Raw genomic sequence first — 25,200 nt, 5'->3', positions numbered from 1 at the left:
AAAGCAGCACAAACAGTAAAAAATAAGAGCTCCAAAAGACTTTGGAGCAGCTTGTGTTTATTGCTTTGGCTGTTGGGGATTATTATGAATGACCTGATTAAATTCTGCTGAATATTCCTCACGATCATTCTTTTTATGTGTATCTTCCTTCTTTTTCTTTTTAAAGCTTGTCTTATTCTTTTTTGCCATGATTTGTACCTCCACTATTTTGTTTTATTCGACTGTTGGTTTTTATCATGATTCGTTTTATTGTTTTTATTTTTAGCCTTTGCATCAAATTCTGCCGCGAACTCTTCATTCAAGTTATCATTTGGGTTGTTATTATTGCTATTACTTCGATCGAGGTCTTTGCTTTTGTAAGTGCCAAAAGGATTATGTGTTCTCATATTCATGGTTTTACTGTTGTTTCGATTATTACGCTTTCCCACGTAGCTTCACCTCCTACTACCTAATTTGTTCAGTTCGAGATGTTTTCATGTAGGTAAGTTTCTTCGCTATTTGTAAAAAAAATGAACATGATCAATTTGATGTTAAATATATATCGAATAATTGGAATATTATGTATAATACAGGAGAACAAAAGGAGAAGTGAGGTTTAAAACTACAACAGGAATGAGTTATGACGAATGGTATATAATACCAATTAATTCTTCGACACCAATTGATTATCTTAAAAATCCCAATGGTGAGATTTCTCATGGTTATGTATTTACAAGCGTTGGGATTAAATGATGGTGTTATGAATGGATTATGTAAAAATCGTTAGTAGCATGGAAGCTGTTAATAGTAGCTTCGGAGGAGTTATCAATACTTTCCTAGCTCAATTTTTAAATGGTAGAATAGGTTCAGGTAAAACAAAATTGATAAATGCTTATATTAGTAATATTGAATTTGTAGATGCTAACTGGCAAATTGATCATCTACCCCAATGCAGTAACGAAAGCGAAATATAATTTCTAAATTAATGGGTAGAGTCATTTTCTTCTTTGACTATTATTCTGGCGGTTTGTTAAAGGTAAAATTTTAAAAATAAAGTTGAGGTGCAAATATGCTTTTAAATGACTATATGAATGAAAATTTTCCTTCCTTACTTCTTAGACCACCTTTGTTTTATAACTGGGAAATTGGCATACGGTTCGAACTAGGGGTAGAGCGAGCTAGAGATTGCGATTATGAAGATCGTCTTTATATACAGGAGGTTTATAAAAGGGCTGTCACGCTGTTTGAAGCACTACATTTACAAGACGAGGAAATTTTTATGGTAGTAGATGTCAATGATTTTGGAGGTAGAAAAACCTATCAGCACAAAGCGAGAATTTTTTCTCCATATATCTATGATAAATCAGTCTTATATAAATTGAAGCATACAGAAATGTCTTCTATTTTCCCCGAAGATGATGAGGACGGAAAATATAAAACACATAGGTTTACACTTGCATGTAAAACATCTGATTTGAAGTACATTCCATTGTTAAAAGCAGTATGTAATCAAGATTTAGGAATCCAACCAAGTATTTTTCATAGGATATATTTTTTAAATATCAAAAAGAAAACCATTTTTCACGTTTACGATGATAGAGGCTGTGATTTACTTGCTACCTCACCTGAATCTATACGAGACATTTATTATACATACAATGACTGGATATTAGATTATGATAAAGACAAAATAGATAAAGTGTTTAAATAACTTCTTATTGTAGTTGAATAACAAAGGACATAACTAGTTGTCATACAATATGTTATGTCCTTAAATCGTTAGACAATTGTATATTCTGTAATATTAAGTAATGCTCCGACAGCACCAGAAAAGCCATGGTCATTAATAAAGACAGGTGTATGCTTTTTCGTGCGTGTATAATTTGCAATCACTCGGGTAAGATGATCATTATTGCTTAATGTGGAGCCAATATAAACGATATGCTGTGCATTTTTTTCCTCCGCATATTGAATGCTGAGTGTTGTAATGACTTCGCCTACTAGTCCTTGAACGGTCGCAATAATATCCTCAGCAGGATGCTTTATCGACTTTGTAATGCCTACTTTCCCAAAATTACTAGCCGTTAAATGACCGTCAATCGGTGTATCCATACCTTGATAAATATCCTTGACCAATAGATCGATTCCTTCACGATTGCCATTGGCAGCCATTTCACGGATTTCATTGTAATCTGTAATGCCCGTTGTAAGCGCTGACAAACCAATTAGTGTCCCACCACCAACGCCTGTCCCACCAACGCGAATATGTGTATTACCTTCCATATAATGAATGGACGTACCTGTCCCAATATTGGTAATCATACTGCGCTCAAAAAAGTAGCCTTCTTTATTAAGCAAAAATCGGACACCCTTTAATGTAGCTTCAAATTCCACTATATAATGAATCGATTTCATTGTTTTAATGACATCAAGTAATTGCTCTGTACGTCCCCCCGTAACACCAATATCCTCAATATCTGGATGATCAATAATCCATTTTGTGACAGATTGCAAATCATTCGACGGAAAGGTTGTTAACACAAGTTCATTGTCTTGATCTAAATAAGCAACCTTTGTCAATGTGCCGCCTGCATCAATACCTATAGCCTTTGGCATACAATTCTCCTTTGTTTTTATTACGTAATTTTCTCATACTATGATGACGGTTTACGCTATGATTCAGGCAATTCATCAAATTCATGCCCTCTTTGGTATCCAGGATTTTGCAAGGAGTTATGTATGCCAAAATCCTGACTCCTGATTTTGTTCGTACAAAAGCTAAACGCTCAGTACAGTCCCCCAAATCGTGTAATGACATTTTGCCCTTTCTAAACTTTAACGCTGTTGAAATGATTGTGCAATAACTTCGTACACTTTCTTGAAAAAATCACGAAAAATATCAAAATTTATCTAATCAATAGCTGTTTTTTGACGAATTTCTAAAGCTTTATCATCATTCTACTAAAAAAACAAAAAAAGTGAAAATGCACTGCTTGAACAGGCATTTCCACTTTTCAATTACTATATTTAACTAGCGTGCTGAATAGCCACCATCAATGACAAGCTCGGCACCCGTAATGTAAGAAGCCTCGTCTGATGCTAAAAATAAAATAGCATTTGCTACTTCCTCTGGTTGACCAAGACGCCCCATTGGTGTAGCTCTTACTAACATATCCATTGCCTCTTTTGCTTCTGATAATTTGGCTGTCATTGGTGTTTCGATGACACCAGGGAATACCGTGTTCACACGGACATTGAAAGCACCAAGCTCTGAAGCTGCTGCACGAGCAATCGCACGTAAAGAACCTTTAGAGGCTGTATAGGCATTAAAGCCTGCCCCAATAATCGCTGTGTAAGACGATGTATTAACAATGGAGCCTTTGCCTGCTTCTTTCATATAGTGCGCAGCATGTTTAATGCCAAGAAATGGTCCAAATGCATTGATATTATGCATAATTGACCAGTCTGCCTGTGTAATTTGATCGGGTCCTTTTTCTGATGAAATACCCGCATTGTTAATTAAAATATCAATGCGACCATATTTTTCAACAATTGCTTTTGTTACATCTGCCCAGTTTTCGTCAGAGGAAACATCTAATTTCATTCCCTCTACATTTTCTAGCTCAGAAATTTTTGCTAAGTTTTCTTCATTAATATCAGCTGCAATTACTGTAGCACCTTCTTGTGCAAACAGTTTAGCCATCGCTGCACCCATACCAGAAGCGCCGCCTGTAATCATAGCAATTTTATTATTTAAACGTCCCATTTCATTAAACTTCCTCTCATTTGAAATTGATGTAGCTATACTAGTATAAATCCACTCTTATTGACCACCATAAAAGTATAGATTTAAATAGTTTATTATTAAACTATATCATTTGTAGTAATCGTTTTCAAAGAATATCTCTCTAAATATGAACAATCTGTTTTATCTTTCCCTTTTTTTACGATACGATATACTATAGATATGGAACCATTTGAACGGAGGAATACAAGTGAACGAACAAAAAAGACTTTACAAAGAAGCGATGCAGGTTTTAAAAGATACAAGCCGCACGTTTTATATACCTATTACTTTTTTAAAAAATGATTTAAAGATATCGGTGGCTGCTGCCTATTTAGCCATGCGTGCCATTGATGAAATTGAAGATCATGAACAGCTTTCGAATGATGTGAAATTTAATTTATTGTCCGCAACAAGTGAATTATTAAAGGACACATTTAATAAAGAAGCTTATCAAGCATTATTAGCACCTTATGCCGATCAACTGCCAGAAGTATCCCTTCGATTAGCAGATTGGCTAACATTTTGCCCTGAGGAATCGCGAAAAATTGTTCAGGCTTCCACAAGCGAAATGGCTTTTGGTATGGCCAAATGGGCAAAGGCCAATTGGCAGGTGCATACACGCGAGGATTTAGATGATTATACATACTACGTGGCAGGGCTTGTAGGGACGATGCTGTCTGAGCTTTGGGAGTGGGGTGCCAACGTTCAAACTGATCGTGAGCTAGCAATAGGCTATGGTCGTGGACTCCAGGCTGTCAACATCTTACGTAATCAGCATGAGGATTTAGATGAACGTGGTGTCAACTTCGTGCCTGATGGATGGACACGCGAAGATTTGTTTGTCTATGCTGAAGAAAATTTAGCCAAAGCAGACCTCTATATGAAAGATATTAATAAACGTACCATTCTGCTGTTTTGCCGCCTTCCACTTGCCTTAGCCCACAAAACGTTGAAGGCGATGCAAGAAGGTCGAGAAAAAATGACGCGCGCCGAAGTAGAGCAAACTGTGGAAGAGGTACAAGCTGACTAACATCAAAAGCCCCAGTAAATCAATACTGGGGCTCTTCTTAATTTATATCGAATCTATAAATTCGACAATCAATTCATAGCTCAAATAGATGGACAGCATCGAAAGCAACATAAGTACGATCCCTTCCACCTTGCTACCCGTTTTCGTTGTAAGTGGAAAACGAATGGATACAGTCGCTGGGAAAAATAGTTTAACGCCCTTTTTTGTACACATATCAAGCAGGATATGACTAGCCATCCCTATAATAATCCCAATGGAAATTGCTTTGTAAGGAACTAAAGTATGTAACGCCACCATAACGAACAATAGGAAAAGCAAACTATGTGTAAAGGAACGATGTCCAAACACTGTATTAACCAGCTTCGCTAGGATGGGAAATGTTCGACCGATTTTACTACCTCTATGACATATATCTGGAAGTAATGCACCGATAACACCTGCCCCTACTAAGACAAGTGGGTTATCATTTGAAAACTGTGCAAAGGCGAGACTTGCTGTGATGCCCCCAACAATATGGGTGTTCCCTTGCATAAATTACTTCCACTCCTTCTCTCTCTATTTTTTCCTTCTTACTGTACCATAATTCCGCCCGAAAGGGAACGTACATTCCGAACATACGCTCGAAAATATTTTTCAACTCATTATTTGTATAGCGATATAGAATATGGATAAAAATAGGGATGGAGGTTATATATGAGAGCTTATAAAGGACTACTTTTTATCTTTTGCATAATGGGCACTAGTGCTTTTCTTTGGTATGTCGCTACACCTATGGAGCCCATCCATCCATTGAACATACTAAGCCATCTCATTGGAGGCTTAGCCATGACTAGTTTATTTCTTGTGTTCTTATTAGCTACCAGAATGAAACTGTTAGAGCGTTGGTTTTCTAGTCTTGAGCATGTTTATTTTTATCATAAATTACTCGCAATCCTTTCACTTGGATTCATCCTCTTGCATGGTCAGTTGCAGAAAATGATTCCTGATGAGGCAGTCATACAAGAAACCTCACTAAAAGACTTCGCTAAAAACCTTGGTGAGCTTGCCCAATATGGCTTTATTGCCCTGATTGTCCTAGCGTTCATTGCAAAATTTTTAAAGTATGAGCATTGGCGCTGGCTACATCGTTTACTACTTGTACCTTATACTTTCGGTATTTATCATGCTTATTTTTCTAGCCAATATGATTTATTACAACCTTCTCCTTTAGGCATTTTCACAGCACTGACAACAACGATTGGTTTTATGTCTGCTCTGTATATGTTGACAATGTATCAAGATATGTTCTTTCCATATACAGGTCATGTTTCAGCCATTCAAAGGCTGAACGCCCATGTGATTGAAGTTGAGCTGACACTCACAAAAAAACTCGACTATCGACCTGGACAATTTCTCTTTTTAAAAATTTTTCAAGAGGGTATCGAAAAAGCGCCACACCCCTTCTCTATTACTGGTGGTAATGGCGAACAAATCACGGTAACAATCAAAGCCATTGGAGATTATACGAAACAGCTCTACAACGATCTTCAATTCAATACACCAGTTGCCATAGCTGGGCCATATGGTCATTTTGACTTTGATCGAGTGGCCAATCAGCAAATTTGGATTGCTGGTGGCATGGGCATTACACCTTTTCTTGCCTATTTACAAACAAAGCCTGATAAGAAAATTGACTTGTATTATTCCTTCCATGGTCAAGACAATGCCATCTACAAAGATTTTCTACAGAGCTATGCTCGAATGAACGATCATTTCACTGTCACCTTTATTAATACAGCTCATGAAGAAAAGCTATCCTTCCATCAGCTGTCACTATCTGCTGAAACAAGTGTTTTTATTTGTGGACCCCCAAAAATGATTAAACAATTCAAATCGGCTCTGCCTACAAAAAGCGTGGAGTGGGAAGCTTTTTCATTTAGATCCTAAAAAGGCGTACATCTTCCTATCGATGTACGCCCTACTATTAGACAGTAAATTCAGCTGTTTCTTCCTGCAAATTTTGAGCAAGCTGTGCTAACTGCTCAGAGGCTACAGCCATTTCATTCATGGTGGAGGCTTGTTCCTCAGTGATGGCCGAAACATTTAATGTATGATCATTTGTTGCCATCGCCTGTTGGTTAATCATCTGCACTTGTGCTGTCACTTCCTGCAAGTTTTTAAAAGCATCTACTGTTGTATTACTCGTTTCTCGTATCGTCATCTGGAGCCCTTCAATGGCACTAGCAATCGTATCAAAGGTAGTACCTGCTTGCTGGACAGAACCAATACCTTGGTGAGCAATTTTTCGACTTTGCTCCATCATGTCCACCGCCTCATTCATTTGGTCCTGAATCGTCAGCACGACCTTCGCAATGTCTAAAGAGGCTCTACTTGTCTGTTCAGCAAGTGCTTTAACCTCACCAGCTACAACGGCAAAACCTTTTCCTGCCTCGCCTGCTCGTGCCGCCTCTATAGCCGCATTGAGAGATAATAAATTGGTTTGGTCAGTAATAGCAGAAATAAGCTGACTCATTTGCTCAATTTGAGCGGATTGCACTTTCAGGCTACTCACCAGATTAGCACTGCTGTCTACCTGTGCATGAAGCTGGACAATGTCATCCACAAAAGCCCGTATTTTTTGCGAGCCCCCTGTAGCTAGATGAGAGGTTGTTACCGACTTTTGCACTGCCTCTTGTAAATCGTCCATGGCAGTCTTCATGTCATCACCTAATTGTGTTGTGACACCTGCTAATTGACCACTCACCTGCTGCTGTGAACTCGTATTTTCAGCCACATTTTGCATAGAAACAGCTACTTCCGTGACGGTTTTACTGACCTCTTGTACACTGGCTGTTAATTCTTCGGCAGTGGAGGCAACTGTCTCCGTTTCAGCAACAATGCGCTGTATCATAGACCCTAACCCTTCCACAGACTCATTATAGTACTGTGCCATTTCACCAAATTCATCCTTTGTATGAATGGCCATTTTTTTCGTTAAATCACCCGTAGCAAGGTAGCCTAAATATGTATTCATCGTTTTCACTTCCGTACGTATATAGCGAGCAAGGAAATAAATAATGATGGTGATCAGGACAATAAGCAATACACTAATCACGATTTGCTGCTGAAGCATCGCCTGTACCTCACTGTAAAGCTCATCTGTAGGAACAAGTAAAACCAATTTCCACGGCATGTTCTGAATTTGCTGATATTGTAGCGTAAAGTCATTCCCATCAATCGTTGTCTGTATTAGCTTTTTCTGCTCAGCTAGCTGCTCAACAGGAATATTTAAAAATTGCTGAATCGTCTCTTTATTTACTTTATCTACATCAGGATGCGTTAAAAAATTCCCACTATCATCTATTAAAAAGGCATAGCCACTCTGTCGAATTTGCACATCAGAGACAATGGATTGGATAGAATCTAACACATAATCCCCTGTAATAACCCCCACTGGCTTAGAATCTTTCACAATTTGTGTGCCAAATGAAATAAACATTTCTCCTAAGGCCTCATCAAAATAAGGTGTTGTATGGACAATGCTATTCGAGTGGATGCTGTTGCGGTACCATTCCTGCTCATGAAAATGATAGGCTGGATCTTCATACGTATCCGTAGAGACAATTTTTTCTCCTTCTTTATAGGCATACGGGCCAAAAATTTCCCCCTTTGCCACATCCTCCTCTAGCCATAACCCCATACCATAAGTTTCCTTATTGTATGGCAATAGCTGCTGTACATAGCGAATAAATTGCTCTCTCGTCATCATACTGTCAGCTGATTCTATCGTTGTCTTTGCACTATAAATCAACTGAATATGCGCATGTAATTTGCTCTCAACAGAGCCCGTTACATCATCTGCCAGTAAAGACATTTCATTTTCAATAGAGCTTTCAAGTTCATGTGATGCACTCAAATAATTAAGGAAGGACATACCACCTAGAAAAACAATAATAATAGGAATAAGTATCCCTATTTTTGCCATAAGCTTTAAATTTCCCAATAGTTTTTTCATCTGTCTGTCACTCCATACCTGTTATTTTTGCTCTATTTACCTTCTAGTATAAATGGATTACCTCTATAAAAATATATTTTTTTTGTAACTTTTTAAATGATAGGCAGATAATAAATCCTGTTTTCAAGACTCTTTAATTCGAGCAATTTACTTGGAAAATGAATGCGTTTATCGTATAGTAAAAAACGCATCATATAATGAAGGAGACAAAAAATTATGACAGTGACAAAAAGTTCTTTAAATAAAATTATGCATGAACGTAAATCTGTTCGTAAATACGACGAAAACTATAAAATCCCACAAGAGCAATTAGAACAATTACTTGTAGAAGCGACTTCTGCTCCATCATCTAGCAACCTACAACCTTGGCGCTTTTTAGTAATTCAAGACGAGGCAATCAAAAAAGAATTACGTGCCATCGCAAACAATCAAGAACAAATCGAAACATCCTCAGCGATTATTGCCGTTTTAGGCGATACAAAAATGTACGAAAATGCCGAGGCTGTTTATACGAAAAACTTTGATCTTGGTTATATTGATGAAGCAACCAAAGATTTAATGATCAATAACTCGATAAACTTGTATTCTCAGCTTCCACAAGAAGTGTTAAAGAATATCGTTACATTTGATGCTGGTCTAATTTCTATGCAAATTATGCTTTTAGCAAAAGACATGGGCTATGATACAGTCCCAATGGGCGGATTTAATAAAGAAGCCTTCGCTCAACACTTTGCATTAGAAGACCATATCGTACCCGTCATTTTAATTGCGATTGGTAAAGCAGCCGCTCCTGCATATAATTCTTCTCGTATTGAGCTAGAGCATATCGCTAAATTCATTTAATCCAAGCAAAAATGCCACCCTATATTTTAGTAGGATGGCTTTTTTTAGAATTCAATGGCATGTTCTGACCTTCTATCATCATAGGATAGTAATGTTTTGTATAAAGCAAATGAAAAACACTAAAAATGGTTCTCCAAAACTAGCACAATAATTTTCACAAGGATATTTTTTGCTTTTTTTGTATTTATTACTCAAAAAATCATCATCAAAGACTTAAAAATAAATTATATTCTAGTACATTCGTGCGATTTCTACTAAATATTACATTAAATTCGTTGTAGCTTAAACAGGCTAGGCTTGTTATGATTAGTTGGTATTTTCAAATGAAGGGAGGTTTCACTGATGTATAATTACGATAGTTCTTATTACTCTAATGATTGGGATGCAGCTATGGGTGGTCTGTTTATAATACTTATTTTAGCAGCTCTTGTTCTTGGTTTAATCGCCTACATTATTAGTGCACTCATTTATTTTATGACGTCTAAAACAAATGGTTTTGGAGATGTAGCCTATATCGCTTGGATTCCTATTATTAATGTATACAGTCTTTTCCTACTGACTGCTGGTGGGGATAATCGGGAAACGGTACGTGCCACAGCGTTAAAAAATACGCTTATTTATGCGGGCATGTTCATCGTTTCGTTTATTCCATTTCTCGGCATACTCGCTTCTCTAGGTATGGTAGGCTTTTCAATTTATTTCATGTATCGTCTATTCTATCGCTGGTGTGGCGAAACAGGTAAGGCTGTACTATACACAATTTTAACGGTTATTACGGGCGGATTATTCTTTGCCATTTACGGTTTAATGCGTATGAACAAACCATTCGTTGCCGCTTAATACAACTTGTTAAACCTCTTTATTGCCTTCAGGCTAAAGAGGTTTTTTGACGTAATCTCACCTGATAATGTCGCATGGATTTAGGAATCCCCTTTAATTCAAACTCCCCACTATAGACTAAAGTTCGAATTCTATACTCTAAAAAGAAGATATTTGGTGGTTCTTCCATTCTTACAAGTAGCTCTGAAAGGAATACGCCTGTTTGTATAAAATCGATACTTCCTTGTTCATGATGAAGTTGTCCTAGCATCGAAATAATGACGGAATCATAGTGATTCTCTGACACTCCTTGTATTCGCTGATGCCGCCATAAACGGCATACATCCTTTGTTTGGGCCAAATCTTGCCATTGCTGTTGAAACATCAGGTGTTCTTTAGTAGTCAATGGCTTGTTGTCATATAGCGCTATGTCCCATTGACGATTAATCACATTCTGTTCACCCGTGTTAATGAGCATGATGTCATTGCTTTTATCGCGCAATAAACAAAGGAAAAAACGAAGGCCACATTGTTCTTCTGCATTATGTCCATACCAAATATAGATGGGTAGATGACTTGGAATATCCTGTATTTCTCTTATCGTATTCTTAAAATGATTGTCATTGACAAAATCGTCCAACCCATCATTTATATTTTCCCTTAACCATTCATGACGAAATGCCTGTCCTCTTTCTTCATCGAGTTTCCAGAGAGGGCCGATCGACAAATCCTCTGGAAACCCGATAACATATTTCGGTGGAGCAAGGGCCCCTCGTAAAGAGCCAGCTACAGCTTCAGAGCAAACAATATGTACCGCTTGTGCAGTAGTCGTGATCATGACCTGCTGAATATAGTCATTAATCATTTCTACCAAAAAATAAAGCTGTTCCTACTCCATCCAAAAGGTCCAACCCTCCTGCAGCTGACGTTGTTCATGGTGAAAAGCTGTAAATGATTCAGATGGCTGCAGTGCATAGCTCGTCCATTCACCCTTTTCCATCACATCCGCTAGCTTGATATATTCAAATGTTTGAATTTTATATACCAATACCTGATTTGGTTTGTACAAAAAATAAATATATGGATAATGCATGATTGTTTCCATCTGTACAGTCCCCTTTTTTATTGCATCTTAATGTTAATCTCTTCCAACATTTTTTAAAATAGCAGCTAGCTATCATCATAAATATGGTATTATTATAGTTAGAAAATTTAGAATTCACAACGAAAGGGATTGATGAATGTGTATGAAAATATTTTAAGACACCCAGGGCCAACGCCGATACCAAAAAGGGTTCAGTTGGCGATGAATCGGGATATTTTTAGTCATCGGAGTCAAGAATTTGTAACGTTATACCGAGAAACAATTGAATTAGTAAAACCTGTTTTTGGTACGACACAGGACATCTTACTTTTGCCATCAGGTGGAACAGCTGCCTTGGAGGCTGCGGCAGTCAATACCGTCACTGCGGGTGATGAAGTTGTGGTCATTACCGTTGGAGCATTTGGTGACTATTTCGTGTCCATTTGTGAGCAATATGGCTTCCATGTACATAAGCTTGAAAAAGAATGGGGACAAGCTTGCACAGCCGAGGAACTACGAGCATTTTTACAGCCATTGCACAACGTTAAAGCCGTTTTTGTTACGTACAATGAAACATCTACAGGCATTATAAACCCCGTTGCTGACTTAGCGCAGGTAATCCGCGACGAAACAGATGCCCTTGTTATTGTAGATGGCGTAAGCTGTATTGGTGGTGCCCCTGCTGAAATGGATGCTTGGGGCATCGACATTTTGGTGACAGGCTCTCAAAAGGCTATGATGCTACCTCCAGGACTTTCCCTTATCAGCGTCAGCGAAAGAGCTTGGAAAGTCATCGAGGACAATCAAACACCCGCTTACTATTTAAACTTATTAAGCTATCGAAGCTGGGCCGAAAAGAGCATGACGCCAAATACCCCAGCCATCACACTAATCTATGGATTGCACGAGGTATGTCAACTGATTGAGCAGGAAGGCGGCTTTGCGCAAACTGTAGCTCGTCATGAACTTATGAAAAATATGGTACGTAGCGCCATGAAAGCCTTACACATTGAGCTATTAACAGAGGATCAATACGCGTCACCAACCATTACAGCAATCAAGGCCCCTCAAGGAATCGATCTTGGCGAATTTTTAGCCCATCTGAAACAGCACTATCATCTAGATTTTGCTGGCGGGCTTGGTCATCTACAAGGGAAAATTTTCAGATTCGGTCATATGGGCTACTGCTTCCCAAGTGACATTTTACAAGCCGTTTCCCTAATGGAAGCTGCCCTCCAAGACTTCTCCTACGATTTTGAGCTAGGGGCAGGCGTCCTTGCTGCACACGAAGTATTTCTAGCAGCACAACGCAAAGCATTGCAACGTTAAAACAACCAACAGGTGGAGAAAAATTTCTCCACCTGTTTTTTTGGTTAATTTTGAAATTGCAGTGAGCGGTGTTCTAGTTATACTTGGTGAGGGCTTTTCCTTTTTTGAGTGAGGTAACATCTTGGCGAGCATTGTGACCTTCTTTTTGAGCGGTTCAGTATACTTCTTGAGCACTTGACTCTCCTCTTGAGCGGGTCCAGTACATTTTACAGGCATTCCCACTTCCTCCATCAAAATGGAGCGAATCTACTACCATCATCCCCCCAATCAAAACAAAGCACTGCCTTTAATCCAACTCCCTGCTCTTCGCCAAATAAGCGGCACGCATTGTGGCAGGGACCATACTGCCACCTGTTGCCCACACAAGATGTGTGGCTTGCGATAGGTGGCTGACGAGGTTGTGCTTTTCGAAATAGGACGAATCTTTTTGGAGTAAGCGGATAGCGCCAAACATTCCGGCATTTGCCGATGGTTCTAAAAACAATGCTTCGCTGTCCATAGCTAACCCTAATGATGTAAATAATTCTTGATCTGACACTGTATAGCAGCCACTTATATAGGTTTCCATCACTTTGCCAACAAACTTGGATGCACGACCAACAGCTAGACCATCTGCTTCTGTTTTATTGTCAAGGCCAATATCCTCCACACTAATGGCATCATGTAAACCAGTCATTAGACCAATCGTCATACAAGGAGAGGCGACTGGCTCAGCAAAGAAAATATGCACATGCTCGCCGAATATTTCCCGTAATCCATAGGCCACCCCCCCTGGTCCTCCACCGACACCACATGGTAAATAGACGAACAATGGCTGCTCTTCATTGACTGTAATATTCTTCTTTTCTAACTGGTCTTTTAATCGTTTTGCGGCTACTGCATAGCCTGCAAATAAATCCTTTGAATTTTCATCATCAATAAAATGACACATTGGATCTTGCTCAGCTTCTTGTCGACCCTGTTCTACGGCTACACTGTAATCAGCCTCATATTCAATTACAGTAGCTCCCTTCTCTCGGAGCAAGGCTTTTTTCCATTCCTTGGCATCACTCGACATATGTACAACGACATTAAAGCCGAGCTTCTTGCCCATAATGCCGATACTTAAACCTAAATTTCCTGTGGAGCCTACTGCAATCGTGTATTGCTGAAAAAACGACTGGAATGCCTCTGTTGCTAAAAGTGCATAATCATCCTCTACTTTGAGCCTTCCACTTGCCACCGCTAGCCTTTCTGCATGTTTTAATACTTCATAAATCCCACCTCGTGCTTTGATTGAGCCTGAGATGGGTAGCGCATGATCGCATTTTAATAGCAGGTGACCTGGTATAGACACACCGTATTTTTGTTCAAGTGCCTTTTTCATCGCTGGAATCTCCTGAATCGTGGATTCAATTAGGCCATCACTTTCTACGAGCTCAGGAAATGCCACTTTTAAATAAGAAGAAAATCGTTGTAGTGTGTTTTCCGCATCCTCGACTTCGGCCATAGTAAAGAGTCTTGTTTCTGGTTTTTCCATCCAATTTGTATTTTCCCACAATACAGTGCCCTTATTTGCTATTTCCTTTAGCTGTGGATATTGCTGAAATAGTTCGCGTTTACGTTCATTTTTCACCTGTAGATTCCTCCATTTTATGAGCTAAAATTGCTCGTTCACAAATTTGTCGAAATTTCATTTCAAACGAATTATTGTTTTCTTGTGTCCTTTTTTTAGGTCCCTTTGTTCTTCCTCCTGCCCGTCTAATTTTTTGACCAACATGACGCATATCGAGCAAACGTTCGATATTTTCATCAGACATTTCTCGTCCATTTTGATCAATTGGATAGCCTCCTCTTGCTAAAACCATTGCAGCTAATCCGTAATCCTGTGTTATAACAATATCGTGTTTTGAAAGCGCGTTCACTAGCGTAAAATCAACTGAATCTGGACCTTTGGGTACAATAATTGTTATTACATTATCACGTTCCACCCGATGGGATGTATCGCAAAACAAGATAGTTTCAATCTCAAATTCAGATGATATAGATAGCGCCAAATCCACGACTGGACAAGCATCTGCGTCAATTAGAACCTTCACAATAAAGCATCATTCCTTTCTCATAATTAGATAAATCACTTTAAATAAAATTATTTTAATATATTATTTTCGTAACCTCTCTTGCTCAATTTTTCACAAACTTAAAAAGTATTTTATTGAATAGTTTGAAAAATAGATATACGATACACCTATCAACTAAATGGGGGTTTTAACTATGACAATGACAACTGTTAGCAACGAGCAATTAGCAAAAGAATACGTAGATGGCGTATTTGAGCAACTTAAACAACAGAACAGTCATCAAGCGGAATTTTTACAAGCAGCTGAAGAAATTTTCATCTCATTAGTACCTGTATTCACACAGCATCCTGAATATATCAAGGCCAATATTTTATCTCGTATCGTGGAGCCAGATCGCATTATTTCTTTCCGTGTAGCATGGCAAGATGATCACAACCAAGTACAGGTAAATCGTGGTTATCGCGTTCAATACAGCAATGTAATGGGACCTTACAAAGGCGGTCTTCGTTTCCACCCTTCCGTGAATGAATCCATCATTAAGTTCCTAGGCTTTGAGCAAATCTTTAAAAATGCTTTAACAGGGCAACCAATCGGTGGTGGTAAAGGCGGTTCAAACTTCGATCCGAAAGGCAAATCAGACTCAGAAATTATGCGTTTCTGCCAAGCATTCATGACTGAATTATACCGTCATATTGGTCCAGATGTCGATGTTCCTGCTGGTGATATTGGTGTTGGTGCTCGTGAAGTAGGTTATTTATGGGGCCAATATAAACGTTTAACAAAAGCAAATGAATCTGGTGTATTAACGGGTAAAACGCCTGGCTATGGTGGCTCTTTAGCACGTAAAGAAGCAACAGGTTACGGCACGGTTTATTTTGTTAATGAAATGCTAAAAGATGCGAACGATTCATTCCAAGGAAAAACAGTAGTTGTTTCTGGTTCTGGTAACGTTTCTACTTATGCGATTGAAAAAGCACAACAATATGGTGCAAAAGTGGTTGCTTGTTCGGATTCTTCAGGCTATATCTTTGACCCAGAGGGCTTAGATCTAGAAGCTATTAAAGAAATCAAAGAAGTTAAAGGTGACCGTATTTCAACTTACGTTAATTACCGATCAAATGCTACTTTTACAGAAGGTTGTACAGGTATTTGGACAATTCCTTGTGACATTGCCCTACCATGTGCTACGCAAAATGAAATTAACGGAGAGTCAGCTCGTACATTAATTTCAAATGGTGTTAAAGCAATTGGTGAAGGTGCAAATATGCCATCAGACCTTGAAGCCATCAATGAATTCCTAAATGCAGGGGTTTTATTTGGTCCTGCAAAAGCGGCGAATGCTGGTGGAGTTGCTGTATCTGCTCTTGAAATGGCACAAGATTCAAGTCGCGTATTTTGGTCATTTGAAGAAGTAGATGCGAAACTTCACCAAATTATGAAAAATATTTATACAGATAGTAAAGCAGCAGCTGAAAAATATGGCTTCCCAGGGAACTTAGTAGTTGGTGCAAACATCGCTGGCTTTATCAAAGTAGCAGATGGCATGCTTACTGAAGGTATCTATTAATAACATTTTTTTTTAACAGTTTCCTAACATTTGAATTGGGAATATTCTTAATTTCATGCAAGATGGTAACGAACATTCGTTATCATCTTATTTTTTATTAGAAATTTCGTTATAAAACATATAAATAAACGTTTTAAACGAACGTTTTGTTATTAAACATTTGAAATATTCGTGTTATAATTTTGGAGTACTATGAAATATTGGAGGTTTTTTTGTGGAATTATTGTATACAGGTAAAACAAAAAATGTGTTCAAATTAGAAGACGGCCATTATTTATTAAAATTTAAAGATGATGTTACAGGAGAAAATGGTGTGTTTGACCCAGGTGCTAATACTGTTGGTTTAACGATTGACGGTGCGGGCTTAGCTGGTTTGCGCTTAACTTCTTATTTCTATTCGAAATTAAATCAACAAGGTGTACCTACGCACTATGTTGACGCAAACTTTGAGGATGCCACTATGACCGTGAAACCAGCAACTGTTTTTGGGAAAGGTTTAGAGGTCATTTGCCGCTTCAAGGCAGTCGGTTCATTCCTACGCCGTTATGGTGCTTATGTAAAGGAAGGACAGGAGCTGGACTCTTTTGTGGAAGTAACGATTAAAGATGATGATCGTTTAGACCCCCCTATTTCTGAAGATGCTTTAGCGATGTTAAACCTGTTAACTCACGAAGAATACGCCATTTTAAAACAACGTACAATTGAAATTTCAAAATTTGTGGCGGCAGAGCTTGCTAAAAAAGGCTTAACACTGTATGACATTAAATTAGAATTCGGTCGTGATGCTAAAACAAATGATATTTTATTAATTGATGAAATTTCTGGCGGTAATATGCGTGCTTACAAAGGCGAAGAATATATTGAACCGTTAGAGCTTGAAAAAATGATGTTAGCTGAATAATAGAAGCAATTATGAAAAAGAGTCGGCTGCGGCTCTTTTTTTATTTTTGACGAAACTTTTCCTTCCACCACTCGTATATTAACTATTGTAATAAGCAATTATTCTATAATTTTGGAGGTAGTTTAATGGAAAACTATACGGAGACACCGAAAGAAGAGAGGCCTAAACTAAATCCGTTTTTAGCAGTTTGGATGCATCCAAAACAAGCAGCTCGTTATATGATTAATGAAAAATCGATTGGCTTTGCCATTTTGGTTTTGTCTATTGGTTATATCGGCTCTCTTATGTCAGGGCTGATTGATTCGGAATTATTCCCTAATCTCTCACCATGGATTTTAGCCTTATTATGTGTTATTTTTGCGCCAATCGCTGGGATTATTGGTACGGCTTTTTCCGCCCTCATTTCATGGCTATTTGGTAAATTATTCAAAGGAACTGGTACTTATTCGGACTTATTTAAAGGATTGAGCCTTACAGCCATTCCATTTATTGTACTAATCCCACTTTATTTAATTTGGTTAATAACTTCCCCAGATTCTTTATTAGACCCAAACTTTATCGGTTCATTGCCGTGGATTTTTTGGCCAACTATTTTAGTAACCATCGTTGTTAGTATCTGGTCTTTTGTTATTTCAGTAGGTGTTGTTGCCGAAGCACATCAAATCTCTAACTGGATGGCCTTCTTCACTATTTTTATTCCAGGAATTATTCTTTTCGTTGTATTGTTTGTTCTTTTCTTTATCATTCTCATCGGCATTATCGGTGTTGGTATGATTTAAAAAAATCTCCCCTCTCTGAAGAGAGCGGGAGATTTTTGGCTATAGTTTGAATTGGGCAATCAACGCTTTCAATTGTAAGGCTAACTCTGATAATTGGGCAGATTTTCCTGCCATATCATCCATAGAGCTACTTGTCTCTTCCGTTGTAGCCGTTGTCTGCTCAACACCTGCAGCAGATTCCTCTGCTACCGCAGCAATCTCCTGAATCGAGTTGTTCATTTTACGGCCGTCTTCTGTAACCTTCGATAAATTCGTTGAAATTAGTTTAACACTTTCTACTACATCATTGATGGAATAACTAATTGTATTAAACGTTTCGCTAGTAGCTTTTATTTGATTCGTTCCTTCTTTAACCTCTTGATAACCATCCTCTAAAGAGGTTGTGACAACATCAAAATCCTGCTGAATGTTCGTGACAATTGATGTAATGTCGTTAACTGAAAACGCTACTTGTTCTGCCAGCTTGCGTACTTCATCTGCCACCACTGCAAATCCTTTGCCCTGCTCACCAGCTCTAGCCGCTTCAATGGCAGCATTCAAAGCCAGCAGGTTCGTTTGATCTGCTATATCTTTAATAACAACGACCAGCTTTGAAATTTCCTGAGCTTGGGCATCTAAATTTTTCACTTTCTCTACCGCATTTTGCACAATGCTATCAATCTTCACCATTTGAGAATTGGAGGATGTCATTAGCTGACTTCCTTCATTTGTTAATGCTAATACTTCCACAGAGGATTGATGAATATGAGCACCATGCTGATTCGTTTCCTGTAAATCCGCCGTGAAGCGTTCCATCAAGGATGTTAATTCATTCGAATGATGAGCTTGTCCTTCTGCACCTGATGCTAATTCATGCATCGTAATCGCCACTTGCTCCGCTCCCATATTCACTTCATTTGCTGATTGTGTCAGTTCTTTACTAGAAGTATTAATCAAATCAGAAGCTTGCGCGATATTATGAATCATACCCTTCAATTTCTGTTGCATTTGATTCATTGCATTTGCCAGCTTGCCTATTTCATCCTTTGATCGAATAGATATGCTGTCTTGAGATAAATCACCCTGCGCAAACTGTTCCATAGCTTGAGCCACTCGGTTAATCGGTTTTGCCATACTACTTGCATATTGCCAAATCACAAATATGCCCACAATAACCGCAATAGCAATCACAATGATTGTTAATTTTAAAATACTTTCTGCTGGTTTATTGAAATCCATTAAATAAGTACTCGCACCAATGACCCATCCCCAATAAGGGTCTGTTTCTGTATAAACACCCTTTTCTTCCAATTGATCTGTATTTGGTAATGCCCATTCATAGCTTACAAAGCCACCACCATCATTCCCAACGGCAATGATTTCTTGCATATATTTAAAGCCACTATCATCCTGCTCATCCCAGACATTGGAGCCCTCTATGTTAGGGTGTGCGATGGAGTTCCCTTTTTGGTCTACGACGAATATATAGCCGTTATCGCCTAGCTTAATCTCTTTATTAATCGGTCGTTTTCCTTCGCTATCCTTCTCACCTAAAATCGCAATCTTTACTTTTTCTTGCGCTTCCTCTAAGGATAGATTGCCTGCCTCTACCTGTTGATTGAATTGCTCAATCATGGCAATGGTCATTTCTACACTGTTTCGTAAATTCTCTTTTCCTACTGTCTCTAAATTTGCTTTACTTTGTTGATAGCTTGAAAAGCCAAGAATAATAAGGGGAATCAATAAAAGCAGCAAAGAGAAAGCAATCAGCTTCGCCTTAATGGATCGAAATTGAAATAATGATTTCATATGGCCAACACCTCTTTCATTTTATATGTACTTTAGACCTAATTTTCACAATAAAATTGAAAAATTAAGCAGTTATTCCTCTAAAACAGAAAATGTAAATTATTACATTATTCATATTCATTTTATTACATAAAAAATCAAACAACAACATTTTTCGAGCATATTCGCCATTAAATCACAAAAAAATAGATAAAGAAAAGTTTATCACTTTTCTTTATCTATTTTTAGAAAGCGGTTATTCACTAGACAGATAGAGCCGTACTTTGTTGGAATAATTCCGATACGCCCGATTCAACAGCAGCGCCACTTACAGCTCGTGAAACGATTGCCACAACACGCTCATCTAAAGATTTCGGTACAATATATTCCTCTGTTAATTCGGCGTCACTTACAAGAGAAGCAATGGCTTCAACTGCCGCTAATTTCATCGTTTCATTAATATCCGTTGCTCGCACATCTAAAGCCCCCCGGAAAATACCAGGGAATGCTAGAACATTATTAATTTGATTTGGATAATCTGAACGACCCGTGCCCATAATACGCACACCCCAAGCTTTAGCATTTTCATAGGTAATTTCAGGGTTTGGATTGGCTAGGGCAAAGACGACTGGATTTTCATTCATGGATGCAATGTGTGCCTCTGTTAATAAATTTGCGACAGAAACCCCGATAAAGACATCCGCACCTGTTAGCGCATCTTCCAGTGTGCCATGCAGTTTTTCTGGATTAGTTAAATGAGCCACTGCTTCTTTAATCGGATTCATCCCTTCTGTACGTCCCTCATAAATAATGCCTTTTGTATCGCACATATAAATATTTTTGTAGCCCATTTGTACAAGAATTCGTAAAATCGCAATCCCCGCAGCACCAGCACCATTTATCACAACCTTCATCGTTGCAACATCCTTCTTCACAATACGGTTGGCATTAATCATGGCTGCTCCTACAACAATTGCTGTTCCATGCTGATCGTCATGAAATACTGGAATATCACATTCCTGACGTAGGCGATCTTCAATTTCAAAGCATCTAGGCGCTGAAATATCCTCTAAGTTCACAGCACCAAATGTCGGGGCAAGCGCCTTCACAATACTGACGATTTCATCCGTATTTTTCGTATCTAAACAGATTGGAAAAGCATCAACATTGGCAAAACGCTTTAGTAAAATCGCCTTCCCTTCCATTACTGGTAATGCCGCTTTAGGTCCAATATCCCCTAAGCCTAAAACTGCCGTGCCATCCGAAACAACAGCTACCATATTGCCTTTCATCGTATAGTCATAGACAAGTGATGGGTTTTTCTCAATTTCCACACATGGAGCTGCTACTCCAGGTGAATAAGCCAAACTAAGATCATAAGAATCCTGTACTGGCACCTTCGAAATAACCTCTAATTTTCCGCTATAGTGTGCATGCATTTCTAATGCTTTTTTCATTACGTCCATTCCATCCCATCCTTTTCCCTTTGTTTTTCATTATATTTCAGAATCATAATACTTTGTGAAAACATAGTCAACAAATTTTCTGTCAATTTATTTTACCCTTCAAAAATACAGTATTTAATGCCTTTGAATATATTTTTCTGTCAAATTAAACACTTCACAATCAATTATTTTAAGATAATTAATGTTCTATATTACGTCGCATAAAATGTACAACTGTAGCCTTTTCACCTGTTCATCTTTTCACATAGTATTTTTCTTATGTAAATGAGAATTTTTTCACAAACTTATGTAAGCGCATCCATTGTCTTAATTGAGTTTGTCACAATTTATTCACATTTTTTCACAAAGTTTTTTATTATGTATCTCAAAGTATTTATGTAAGTCACAGCTAACCAACAAAAAAAGAGCCCTTATGTTAAGGACTCCTGCGTAAAGTGATGGATAAAAGCCGTGATAATATGCTTGGAAGACCATTGTTCCCCAGATACTTTCGTAATCGGATAATCACGAGGAAAAATTGTTTTGGTCATTTCTTCAATTGTATAACCTTGCATAAACAATTGCTTTACTTTTCCCTCCATGTCTTCTAAATAAGCAATTTTTTCCTGTATTTTTGTTCGCCCATCTGCTATAAAGCCCGCATGACAGCAATAGACGACATCGAAATCGTAGTTGACTATTTTCCTCAAAGACGCCAAGGTATGTACGATGTTTTCTTCATCAAGCACAACCTTCGTCTTTGGCTGAATAAACAAATCTCCTGTAAACATAGCACCTGTTTCCCGATTGTAAAACGACAAATGATCTGTTGTATGCCCAGGTGTTTCAATGACATCCCATGTAGCTGATTTCGTTTGAATAGTATCGCCAATTGCTTGGGCAACAAACGCCGGTCGTTCCCCCCAAAGTGCCTGACGATAAAGCGGATAATCTCCATCCACTGCACAAATGCTGACTGAATCTCGGTGTATATAGATAGGTACATTTTTATGATGGTGTTGAATCCATGCAGCATTGCCTACATGATCCTCATGAGAATGCGTTAAGGCCAATTGCTCTATTGGTATTTCATTAAAAAAGGATTGGAATTCCTGCGACAGCGAATAGGAGCCTGTATCAATCAGTAACCCATCCACAAAAAAACTGTACACACTCATGCCAATCCCCTGAACTGCTACTTTACCATGTGCACATCGTACATCATGATGCTGTTCAATCTCTAGACTTTTCTCACGTGTAAACATCCTCTTCCCCCTTTGCCCCTTGTACAAAAAAGTGTAGCATATAATGAATGGCGAGTCATTTTTGCGAATAGGTAACAACAACGGAATTTTTCTTTACACGTTTTCCGAAATGCTAACACATAAAGAAATAAACATATATTGACAGTCAGCAAAAGCAATGTATGACTACCTGCCAGTCATTTGTAAAAATTTCTAACTAACAATGATGAAAAGTTTTTAACACTCTTACAGTTGCGTGTTAACTGGACTTGCTTACCTCCCAGTTAACACAAAAAAATCCATTTATCTTAAAAAATACAATTTTATTACACTGAGTATCACGTAATTTGATTGTCAATATCTGATGTTTTTTATAGAATCTTATTTATATAAAGTGTAAAGGAGCAATACTTATGGAGACAAAAGAGGTTCAGCATGTATCCAAGCGACAACAGAAGAAAACGATCAATAGAGAAAATATTATTAATGCCGCTATCGAATTATTTAGTTCAAAGTCATTTGCTGAGGTGAGCATGCGGGCTATCGCTAAACATGCAAACGTTTCTCCAGGTCTAATCTATCAATATTTTGATGATCAACAACATTTATTTATGACGGCATTTAAAATTGAAAGCTCCAGCCTTTTAAACGTATTGCACCAAACCGTCGAGGGACAAGATCATCAACTCGAATTACTGGCAACAAAATATATAGAATACATGTATATGCACGATAATTTATATCATATGATGACCTATTTCATGCTAGAAAACGAACAACATGGCAATGTCTCACAAGAGCTACATGACATAATCGATGAGTTATTTTCACTTTTCAGAGAAGCTTTAAGACAACATCTCCCTAATGACCATCTTAAACATACTGTTCAACTTTTTTTCGCATCGTTAAATGGCCTATTAATTACCTATAAAAATTTACCTGGTCGTTCATCAGACTCCAATTTGCAACATATTAAGCAACTAACAAATCTTTTGGTCCATACAATAAAAAGGCAGGAAAAATAATACCTGCCTTTTATTTTTTTATGGTTGTTTGACTACCTGCTTTAACTGATGCTTGAGTAATTTTCCAACAGCATTGCGAGGAAGCTGTTCAACAAACTCTACTTCTTTCACTGCTTTATAAGAAGCTAAATTTTCTTTACAAAACGCCATTATGTCCGCTTCTGTTATCGATATGTTTGGTTTTACCACTATATAAGCTTTTGGAATCTCGCCCCACTTTTCATCCGGCATGCCAATCACCGCTACATCAGCAACAGCTGGATGGTTGGCAAGAGTTAATTCTAATTCTGCAGAATAAATATTTTCTCCGCCACTAATAATCATATCTTTTATTCGATCAACAACATATAAGTAGCCATCACGATCTATATAACCAACATCTCCAGTATGGTACCAACCATTCTTTAATACTTGCTTTGTCGCTTCCCTATTTTCGAAATAGCCAACAAACACTTGTGGGCCACGTAAGCGGATTTCTCCTACCTCACCTGCAGGTAACACTTCGCCTGATTTCACATCAACTACGGCTATTTCACCATGCATCATCGATTTTCCCATAGAATCATACTTATCTTTATTCATTTGCTCCTTCCACATTGTCACTGCCCCTGTGTATTCCGTAATACCATATACCTGCTGAATCGGAATACCTAGTTGACGAAATCCTAAAATAAGTGGCACAGGCACAGATGAAGCACCACAGGTAATGTTACGAATAGAAGATGAGTCAGCGTTAGCAACCTCATACGTTTTTAATAAGTATGCTAACATTGTTGGTACTGTCATCATGGTCGTAATCTTTTCTTGTTCGACAATTTTCCAAGCTGCCATAGGCTCAAACGCTTCCATGAGTACCATTGTACAACCACACAGAATATTTGTGATGAGCGGAGCGATGCCACCTATGTGAAAAAATGGTGCCACCATTAAAAAACGATCATCCTCCCACCAATCGATGGTTTGCGATAACCCCATCCCAGCAGCCAATAAATTATTATGGGAAATCATCGCTCCCTTTGGCTTACCTGTTGTACCCGATGTATACATAATAAGCGCTACGTCATCATTACTTGCATCATAAACAGGTTCTTGACTGTTCTCTTCAAAAATAGCTTGCAAGGAAGGGACAGTTGCATGTGATAGAATGTCAGTATTGACACCTTGTACTTGTAATGCTTGCATCATTGACGCAAAATCAACATCATAAACAATGAGTTTTACTTTACTATTCTCCACAATATATTGAAGCTCCGGCACTTGTAGACGCCAATTTAAAACAACGGTGATGACACCAATTTTCGCTGCTCCCATTAACACTGCAATGAAATCCTCATTGTTTTTGGATAAAATCGCTAGACGATCCCCTTTAGCAAAACCTTGCTTCTTTAAAAAATGAGCAAAGCCATTGGCCCTCGCATTCATTTGTTGAAATGTCCACCGCTTGTCTTTGTGAATAAAAGCCTCCTTCTCCCCCATTAAAACTGCACGATCCCGTAATAACTTACCAATATTAATGTTCATAATTGTCACCCCTAAACAATTTTTGT

25 protein-coding genes are annotated in these 25,200 nt (G+C 38.2%); 11 read left to right on the top strand and 14 right to left on the bottom strand.

Annotated features, from left to right (window positions below):
• Positions 1-57 precede the first annotated feature (57 nt).
• Both MKY46_RS08270 and MKY46_RS08265 read right to left on the bottom strand, forming a co-directional pair.
• Positions 58-189 (bottom strand): hypothetical protein, encoded by a 132-nt coding sequence (locus tag MKY46_RS08270; protein WP_255358822.1) that lies wholly within the window; start codon positions 187-189, stop codon positions 58-60.
• A gap of 14 nt (positions 190-203) precedes the next feature.
• Positions 204-428 (bottom strand): hypothetical protein, encoded by a 225-nt coding sequence (locus MKY46_RS08265; protein ID WP_004269369.1) that lies wholly within the window; start codon positions 426-428, stop codon positions 204-206.
• Positions 429-743: 315 nt separating this feature from the next.
• Here MKY46_RS08265 and MKY46_RS08260 point away from each other — a divergent pair, with 315 nt between their 5' ends.
• Together MKY46_RS08260 and MKY46_RS08255 are read left to right on the top strand one after the other, a co-directional pair.
• Positions 744-953 (top strand): hypothetical protein, encoded by a 210-nt coding sequence (locus tag MKY46_RS08260; RefSeq protein ID WP_036118215.1) that lies wholly within the window; start codon positions 744-746, stop codon positions 951-953.
• Between the two features lie 95 nt (positions 954-1,048).
• Positions 1,049-1,690 carry a DUF3885 domain-containing protein gene (locus MKY46_RS08255; RefSeq protein WP_036118218.1) on the top strand — a complete coding sequence of 214 codons (642 nt, stop codon included), beginning with the start codon at positions 1,049-1,051 and terminating at the stop codon, positions 1,688-1,690.
• Positions 1,691-1,758: 68 nt separating this feature from the next.
• Here MKY46_RS08255 and coaW read toward each other — a convergent pair whose 3' ends face one another.
• Together coaW and MKY46_RS08245 are read right to left on the bottom strand one after the other, a co-directional pair.
• Positions 1,759-2,595: a type II pantothenate kinase gene (gene coaW / locus MKY46_RS08250; RefSeq protein WP_036118221.1), complete on the bottom strand. Its 837-nt coding sequence runs from the start codon at positions 2,593-2,595 to the stop codon at positions 1,759-1,761.
• Between the two features lie 415 nt (positions 2,596-3,010).
• Positions 3,011-3,745: an SDR family NAD(P)-dependent oxidoreductase gene (locus tag MKY46_RS08245; RefSeq protein ID WP_036118224.1), complete on the bottom strand. Its 735-nt coding sequence runs from the start codon at positions 3,743-3,745 to the stop codon at positions 3,011-3,013.
• 229 nt (positions 3,746-3,974) lie between these two features.
• Here MKY46_RS08245 and MKY46_RS08240 point away from each other — a divergent pair, with 229 nt between their 5' ends.
• Positions 3,975-4,796 (top strand): squalene/phytoene synthase family protein, encoded by an 822-nt coding sequence (locus MKY46_RS08240; protein ID WP_080717026.1) that lies wholly within the window; start codon positions 3,975-3,977, stop codon positions 4,794-4,796.
• Positions 4,797-4,838: 42 nt separating this feature from the next.
• Here MKY46_RS08240 and MKY46_RS08235 read toward each other — a convergent pair whose 3' ends face one another.
• On the bottom strand, positions 4,839-5,327 hold the full coding sequence (locus MKY46_RS08235) for a metal-dependent hydrolase (RefSeq protein ID WP_036118229.1): 489 nt from the start codon (positions 5,325-5,327) through the stop codon (positions 4,839-4,841).
• A gap of 294 nt (positions 5,328-5,621) precedes the next feature.
• On the opposite strand from MKY46_RS08235, the gene MKY46_RS08230 reads away from it, so the two are divergent.
• Positions 5,622-6,722, top strand: coding sequence for a ferredoxin reductase family protein (locus MKY46_RS08230; RefSeq protein WP_230593751.1), 1,101 nt, complete (start codon positions 5,622-5,624; stop codon positions 6,720-6,722).
• Between the two features lie 37 nt (positions 6,723-6,759).
• On the opposite strand, the gene MKY46_RS08225 is transcribed toward MKY46_RS08230, so the two are convergent.
• Entirely contained in the window at positions 6,760-8,790 is a 2,031-nt protein-coding gene (locus tag MKY46_RS08225) for a methyl-accepting chemotaxis protein (RefSeq protein ID WP_340833934.1), read from the bottom strand.
• A gap of 216 nt (positions 8,791-9,006) precedes the next feature.
• Between MKY46_RS08225 and MKY46_RS08220 the strand changes: the two genes are divergently transcribed.
• Both MKY46_RS08220 and MKY46_RS08215 read left to right on the top strand, forming a co-directional pair.
• Positions 9,007-9,633 (top strand): nitroreductase family protein, encoded by a 627-nt coding sequence (locus MKY46_RS08220; protein ID WP_036118238.1) that lies wholly within the window; start codon positions 9,007-9,009, stop codon positions 9,631-9,633.
• A gap of 342 nt (positions 9,634-9,975) precedes the next feature.
• Positions 9,976-10,473: a hypothetical protein gene (locus tag MKY46_RS08215; protein WP_230593752.1), complete on the top strand. Its 498-nt coding sequence runs from the start codon at positions 9,976-9,978 to the stop codon at positions 10,471-10,473.
• 28 nt (positions 10,474-10,501) lie between these two features.
• On the opposite strand, the gene MKY46_RS08210 is transcribed toward MKY46_RS08215, so the two are convergent.
• Complete coding sequence (locus MKY46_RS08210) at positions 10,502-11,317, bottom strand: DUF1835 domain-containing protein (protein ID WP_340835646.1); 816 nt, start codon at positions 11,315-11,317, stop codon at positions 10,502-10,504.
• Positions 11,318-11,341: 24 nt separating this feature from the next.
• The gene (locus tag MKY46_RS08205; protein WP_340833932.1) at positions 11,342-11,557 is read right to left on the bottom strand and encodes a hypothetical protein; all 216 of its coding nucleotides are present in this window, start codon (positions 11,555-11,557) and stop codon (positions 11,342-11,344) included.
• A gap of 138 nt (positions 11,558-11,695) precedes the next feature.
• Between MKY46_RS08205 and MKY46_RS08200 the strand changes: the two genes are divergently transcribed.
• Entirely contained in the window at positions 11,696-12,865 is a 1,170-nt protein-coding gene (locus MKY46_RS08200) for a pyridoxal-phosphate-dependent aminotransferase family protein (RefSeq protein WP_340833931.1), read from the top strand.
• A gap of 286 nt (positions 12,866-13,151) precedes the next feature.
• On the opposite strand, the gene MKY46_RS08195 is transcribed toward MKY46_RS08200, so the two are convergent.
• Both MKY46_RS08195 and MKY46_RS08190 read right to left on the bottom strand, forming a co-directional pair.
• Entirely contained in the window at positions 13,152-14,480 is a 1,329-nt protein-coding gene (locus MKY46_RS08195) for a D-serine ammonia-lyase (protein WP_340833930.1), read from the bottom strand.
• The gene (locus MKY46_RS08190) at positions 14,470-14,943 is read right to left on the bottom strand and encodes a YaiI/YqxD family protein (protein WP_036118254.1); all 474 of its coding nucleotides are present in this window, start codon (positions 14,941-14,943) and stop codon (positions 14,470-14,472) included. The genes MKY46_RS08195 and MKY46_RS08190 overlap by 11 nt, the downstream gene beginning before the upstream one ends.
• A gap of 175 nt (positions 14,944-15,118) precedes the next feature.
• Between MKY46_RS08190 and gdhA the strand changes: the two genes are divergently transcribed.
• The 3 genes from gdhA (at position 15,119) to MKY46_RS08175 (ending at position 18,172) form a co-directional block, all read left to right on the top strand.
• Positions 15,119-16,492: an NADP-specific glutamate dehydrogenase gene (gene gdhA / locus MKY46_RS08185; RefSeq protein WP_058844662.1), complete on the top strand. Its 1,374-nt coding sequence runs from the start codon at positions 15,119-15,121 to the stop codon at positions 16,490-16,492.
• Positions 16,493-16,706: 214 nt separating this feature from the next.
• On the top strand, positions 16,707-17,393 hold the full coding sequence (locus MKY46_RS08180; protein WP_058844661.1) for a phosphoribosylaminoimidazolesuccinocarboxamide synthase: 687 nt from the start codon (positions 16,707-16,709) through the stop codon (positions 17,391-17,393).
• A 125-nt stretch (positions 17,394-17,518) separates the two neighbouring features.
• Positions 17,519-18,172, top strand: coding sequence for a Yip1 family protein (locus MKY46_RS08175; protein ID WP_036118261.1), 654 nt, complete (start codon positions 17,519-17,521; stop codon positions 18,170-18,172).
• Positions 18,173-18,211: 39 nt separating this feature from the next.
• On the opposite strand, the gene MKY46_RS08170 is transcribed toward MKY46_RS08175, so the two are convergent.
• The 3 genes from MKY46_RS08170 to MKY46_RS08160 form a co-directional block, all read right to left on the bottom strand.
• The gene (locus MKY46_RS08170; protein WP_058844660.1) at positions 18,212-19,960 is read right to left on the bottom strand and encodes a methyl-accepting chemotaxis protein; all 1,749 of its coding nucleotides are present in this window, start codon (positions 19,958-19,960) and stop codon (positions 18,212-18,214) included.
• Between the two features lie 242 nt (positions 19,961-20,202).
• The gene (locus MKY46_RS08165) at positions 20,203-21,405 is read right to left on the bottom strand and encodes an NAD(P)-dependent malic enzyme (protein WP_036118266.1); all 1,203 of its coding nucleotides are present in this window, start codon (positions 21,403-21,405) and stop codon (positions 20,203-20,205) included.
• 410 nt (positions 21,406-21,815) lie between these two features.
• Complete coding sequence (locus tag MKY46_RS08160) at positions 21,816-22,649, bottom strand: MBL fold metallo-hydrolase (RefSeq protein WP_340833929.1); 834 nt, start codon at positions 22,647-22,649, stop codon at positions 21,816-21,818.
• A 392-nt stretch (positions 22,650-23,041) separates the two neighbouring features.
• Between MKY46_RS08160 and MKY46_RS08155 the strand changes: the two genes are divergently transcribed.
• On the top strand, positions 23,042-23,653 hold the full coding sequence (locus MKY46_RS08155) for a TetR/AcrR family transcriptional regulator (protein WP_340808755.1): 612 nt from the start codon (positions 23,042-23,044) through the stop codon (positions 23,651-23,653).
• An 18-nt stretch (positions 23,654-23,671) separates the two neighbouring features.
• Here MKY46_RS08155 and menE read toward each other — a convergent pair whose 3' ends face one another.
• Positions 23,672-25,174, bottom strand: a complete 1,503-nt coding sequence (gene menE, locus MKY46_RS08150) for an o-succinylbenzoate--CoA ligase (protein WP_340833928.1) — start codon at positions 25,172-25,174, stop codon at positions 23,672-23,674.
• Positions 25,175-25,200 lie beyond the last annotated feature (26 nt).

Source organism: Lysinibacillus sp. FSL M8-0355 (genome assembly GCF_038008985.1).
Lineage (GTDB): Bacteria > Bacillota > Bacilli > Bacillales_A > Planococcaceae > Lysinibacillus > Lysinibacillus fusiformis_D.
This window is presented reverse-complemented; position numbering and strand designations above follow the sequence as displayed.

What these genes read in the sequence shown, in the direction of transcription:
- gdhA (WP_058844662.1), top strand. Translation starts at nt 15,119, where the DNA reads ATGACAATGACAACTGTTAGCAACGAGCAATTAGCAAAAGAATACGTA.
- MKY46_RS08245 (WP_036118224.1), bottom strand. Translation starts at nt 3,745, where the DNA reads ATGGGACGTTTAAATAATAAAATTGCTATGATTACAGGCGGCGCTTCT.
- MKY46_RS08170 (WP_058844660.1), bottom strand. Translation starts at nt 19,960, where the DNA reads ATGAAATCATTATTTCAATTTCGATCCATTAAGGCGAAGCTGATTGCT.
- MKY46_RS08165 (WP_036118266.1), bottom strand. Translation starts at nt 21,405, where the DNA reads ATGGACGTAATGAAAAAAGCATTAGAAATGCATGCACACTATAGCGGA.
- MKY46_RS08220 (WP_036118238.1), top strand. Translation starts at nt 9,007, where the DNA reads ATGACAGTGACAAAAAGTTCTTTAAATAAAATTATGCATGAACGTAAA.
- MKY46_RS08205 (WP_340833932.1), bottom strand. Translation starts at nt 11,557, where the DNA reads ATGGAAACAATCATGCATTATCCATATATTTATTTTTTGTACAAACCA.
- MKY46_RS08155 (WP_340808755.1), top strand. Translation starts at nt 23,042, where the DNA reads ATGGAGACAAAAGAGGTTCAGCATGTATCCAAGCGACAACAGAAGAAA.
- MKY46_RS08255 (WP_036118218.1), top strand. Translation starts at nt 1,049, where the DNA reads ATGCTTTTAAATGACTATATGAATGAAAATTTTCCTTCCTTACTTCTT.
- MKY46_RS08160 (WP_340833929.1), bottom strand. Translation starts at nt 22,649, where the DNA reads ATGTTTACACGTGAGAAAAGTCTAGAGATTGAACAGCATCATGATGTA.
- menE (WP_340833928.1), bottom strand. Translation starts at nt 25,174, where the DNA reads ATGAACATTAATATTGGTAAGTTATTACGGGATCGTGCAGTTTTAATG.
- MKY46_RS08260 (WP_036118215.1), top strand. Translation starts at nt 744, where the DNA reads ATGGATTATGTAAAAATCGTTAGTAGCATGGAAGCTGTTAATAGTAGC.
- MKY46_RS08225 (WP_340833934.1), bottom strand. Translation starts at nt 8,790, where the DNA reads ATGAAAAAACTATTGGGAAATTTAAAGCTTATGGCAAAAATAGGGATA.
- coaW (WP_036118221.1), bottom strand. Translation starts at nt 2,595, where the DNA reads ATGCCAAAGGCTATAGGTATTGATGCAGGCGGCACATTGACAAAGGTT.
- MKY46_RS08210 (WP_340835646.1), bottom strand. Translation starts at nt 11,317, where the DNA reads ATGATTAATGACTATATTCAGCAGGTCATGATCACGACTACTGCACAA.
- MKY46_RS08270 (WP_255358822.1), bottom strand. Translation starts at nt 189, where the DNA reads ATGGCAAAAAAGAATAAGACAAGCTTTAAAAAGAAAAAGAAGGAAGAT.
- MKY46_RS08175 (WP_036118261.1), top strand. Translation starts at nt 17,519, where the DNA reads ATGGAAAACTATACGGAGACACCGAAAGAAGAGAGGCCTAAACTAAAT.
- MKY46_RS08215 (WP_230593752.1), top strand. Translation starts at nt 9,976, where the DNA reads ATGTATAATTACGATAGTTCTTATTACTCTAATGATTGGGATGCAGCT.
- MKY46_RS08230 (WP_230593751.1), top strand. Translation starts at nt 5,622, where the DNA reads ATGACTAGTTTATTTCTTGTGTTCTTATTAGCTACCAGAATGAAACTG.
- MKY46_RS08235 (WP_036118229.1), bottom strand. Translation starts at nt 5,327, where the DNA reads ATGCAAGGGAACACCCATATTGTTGGGGGCATCACAGCAAGTCTCGCC.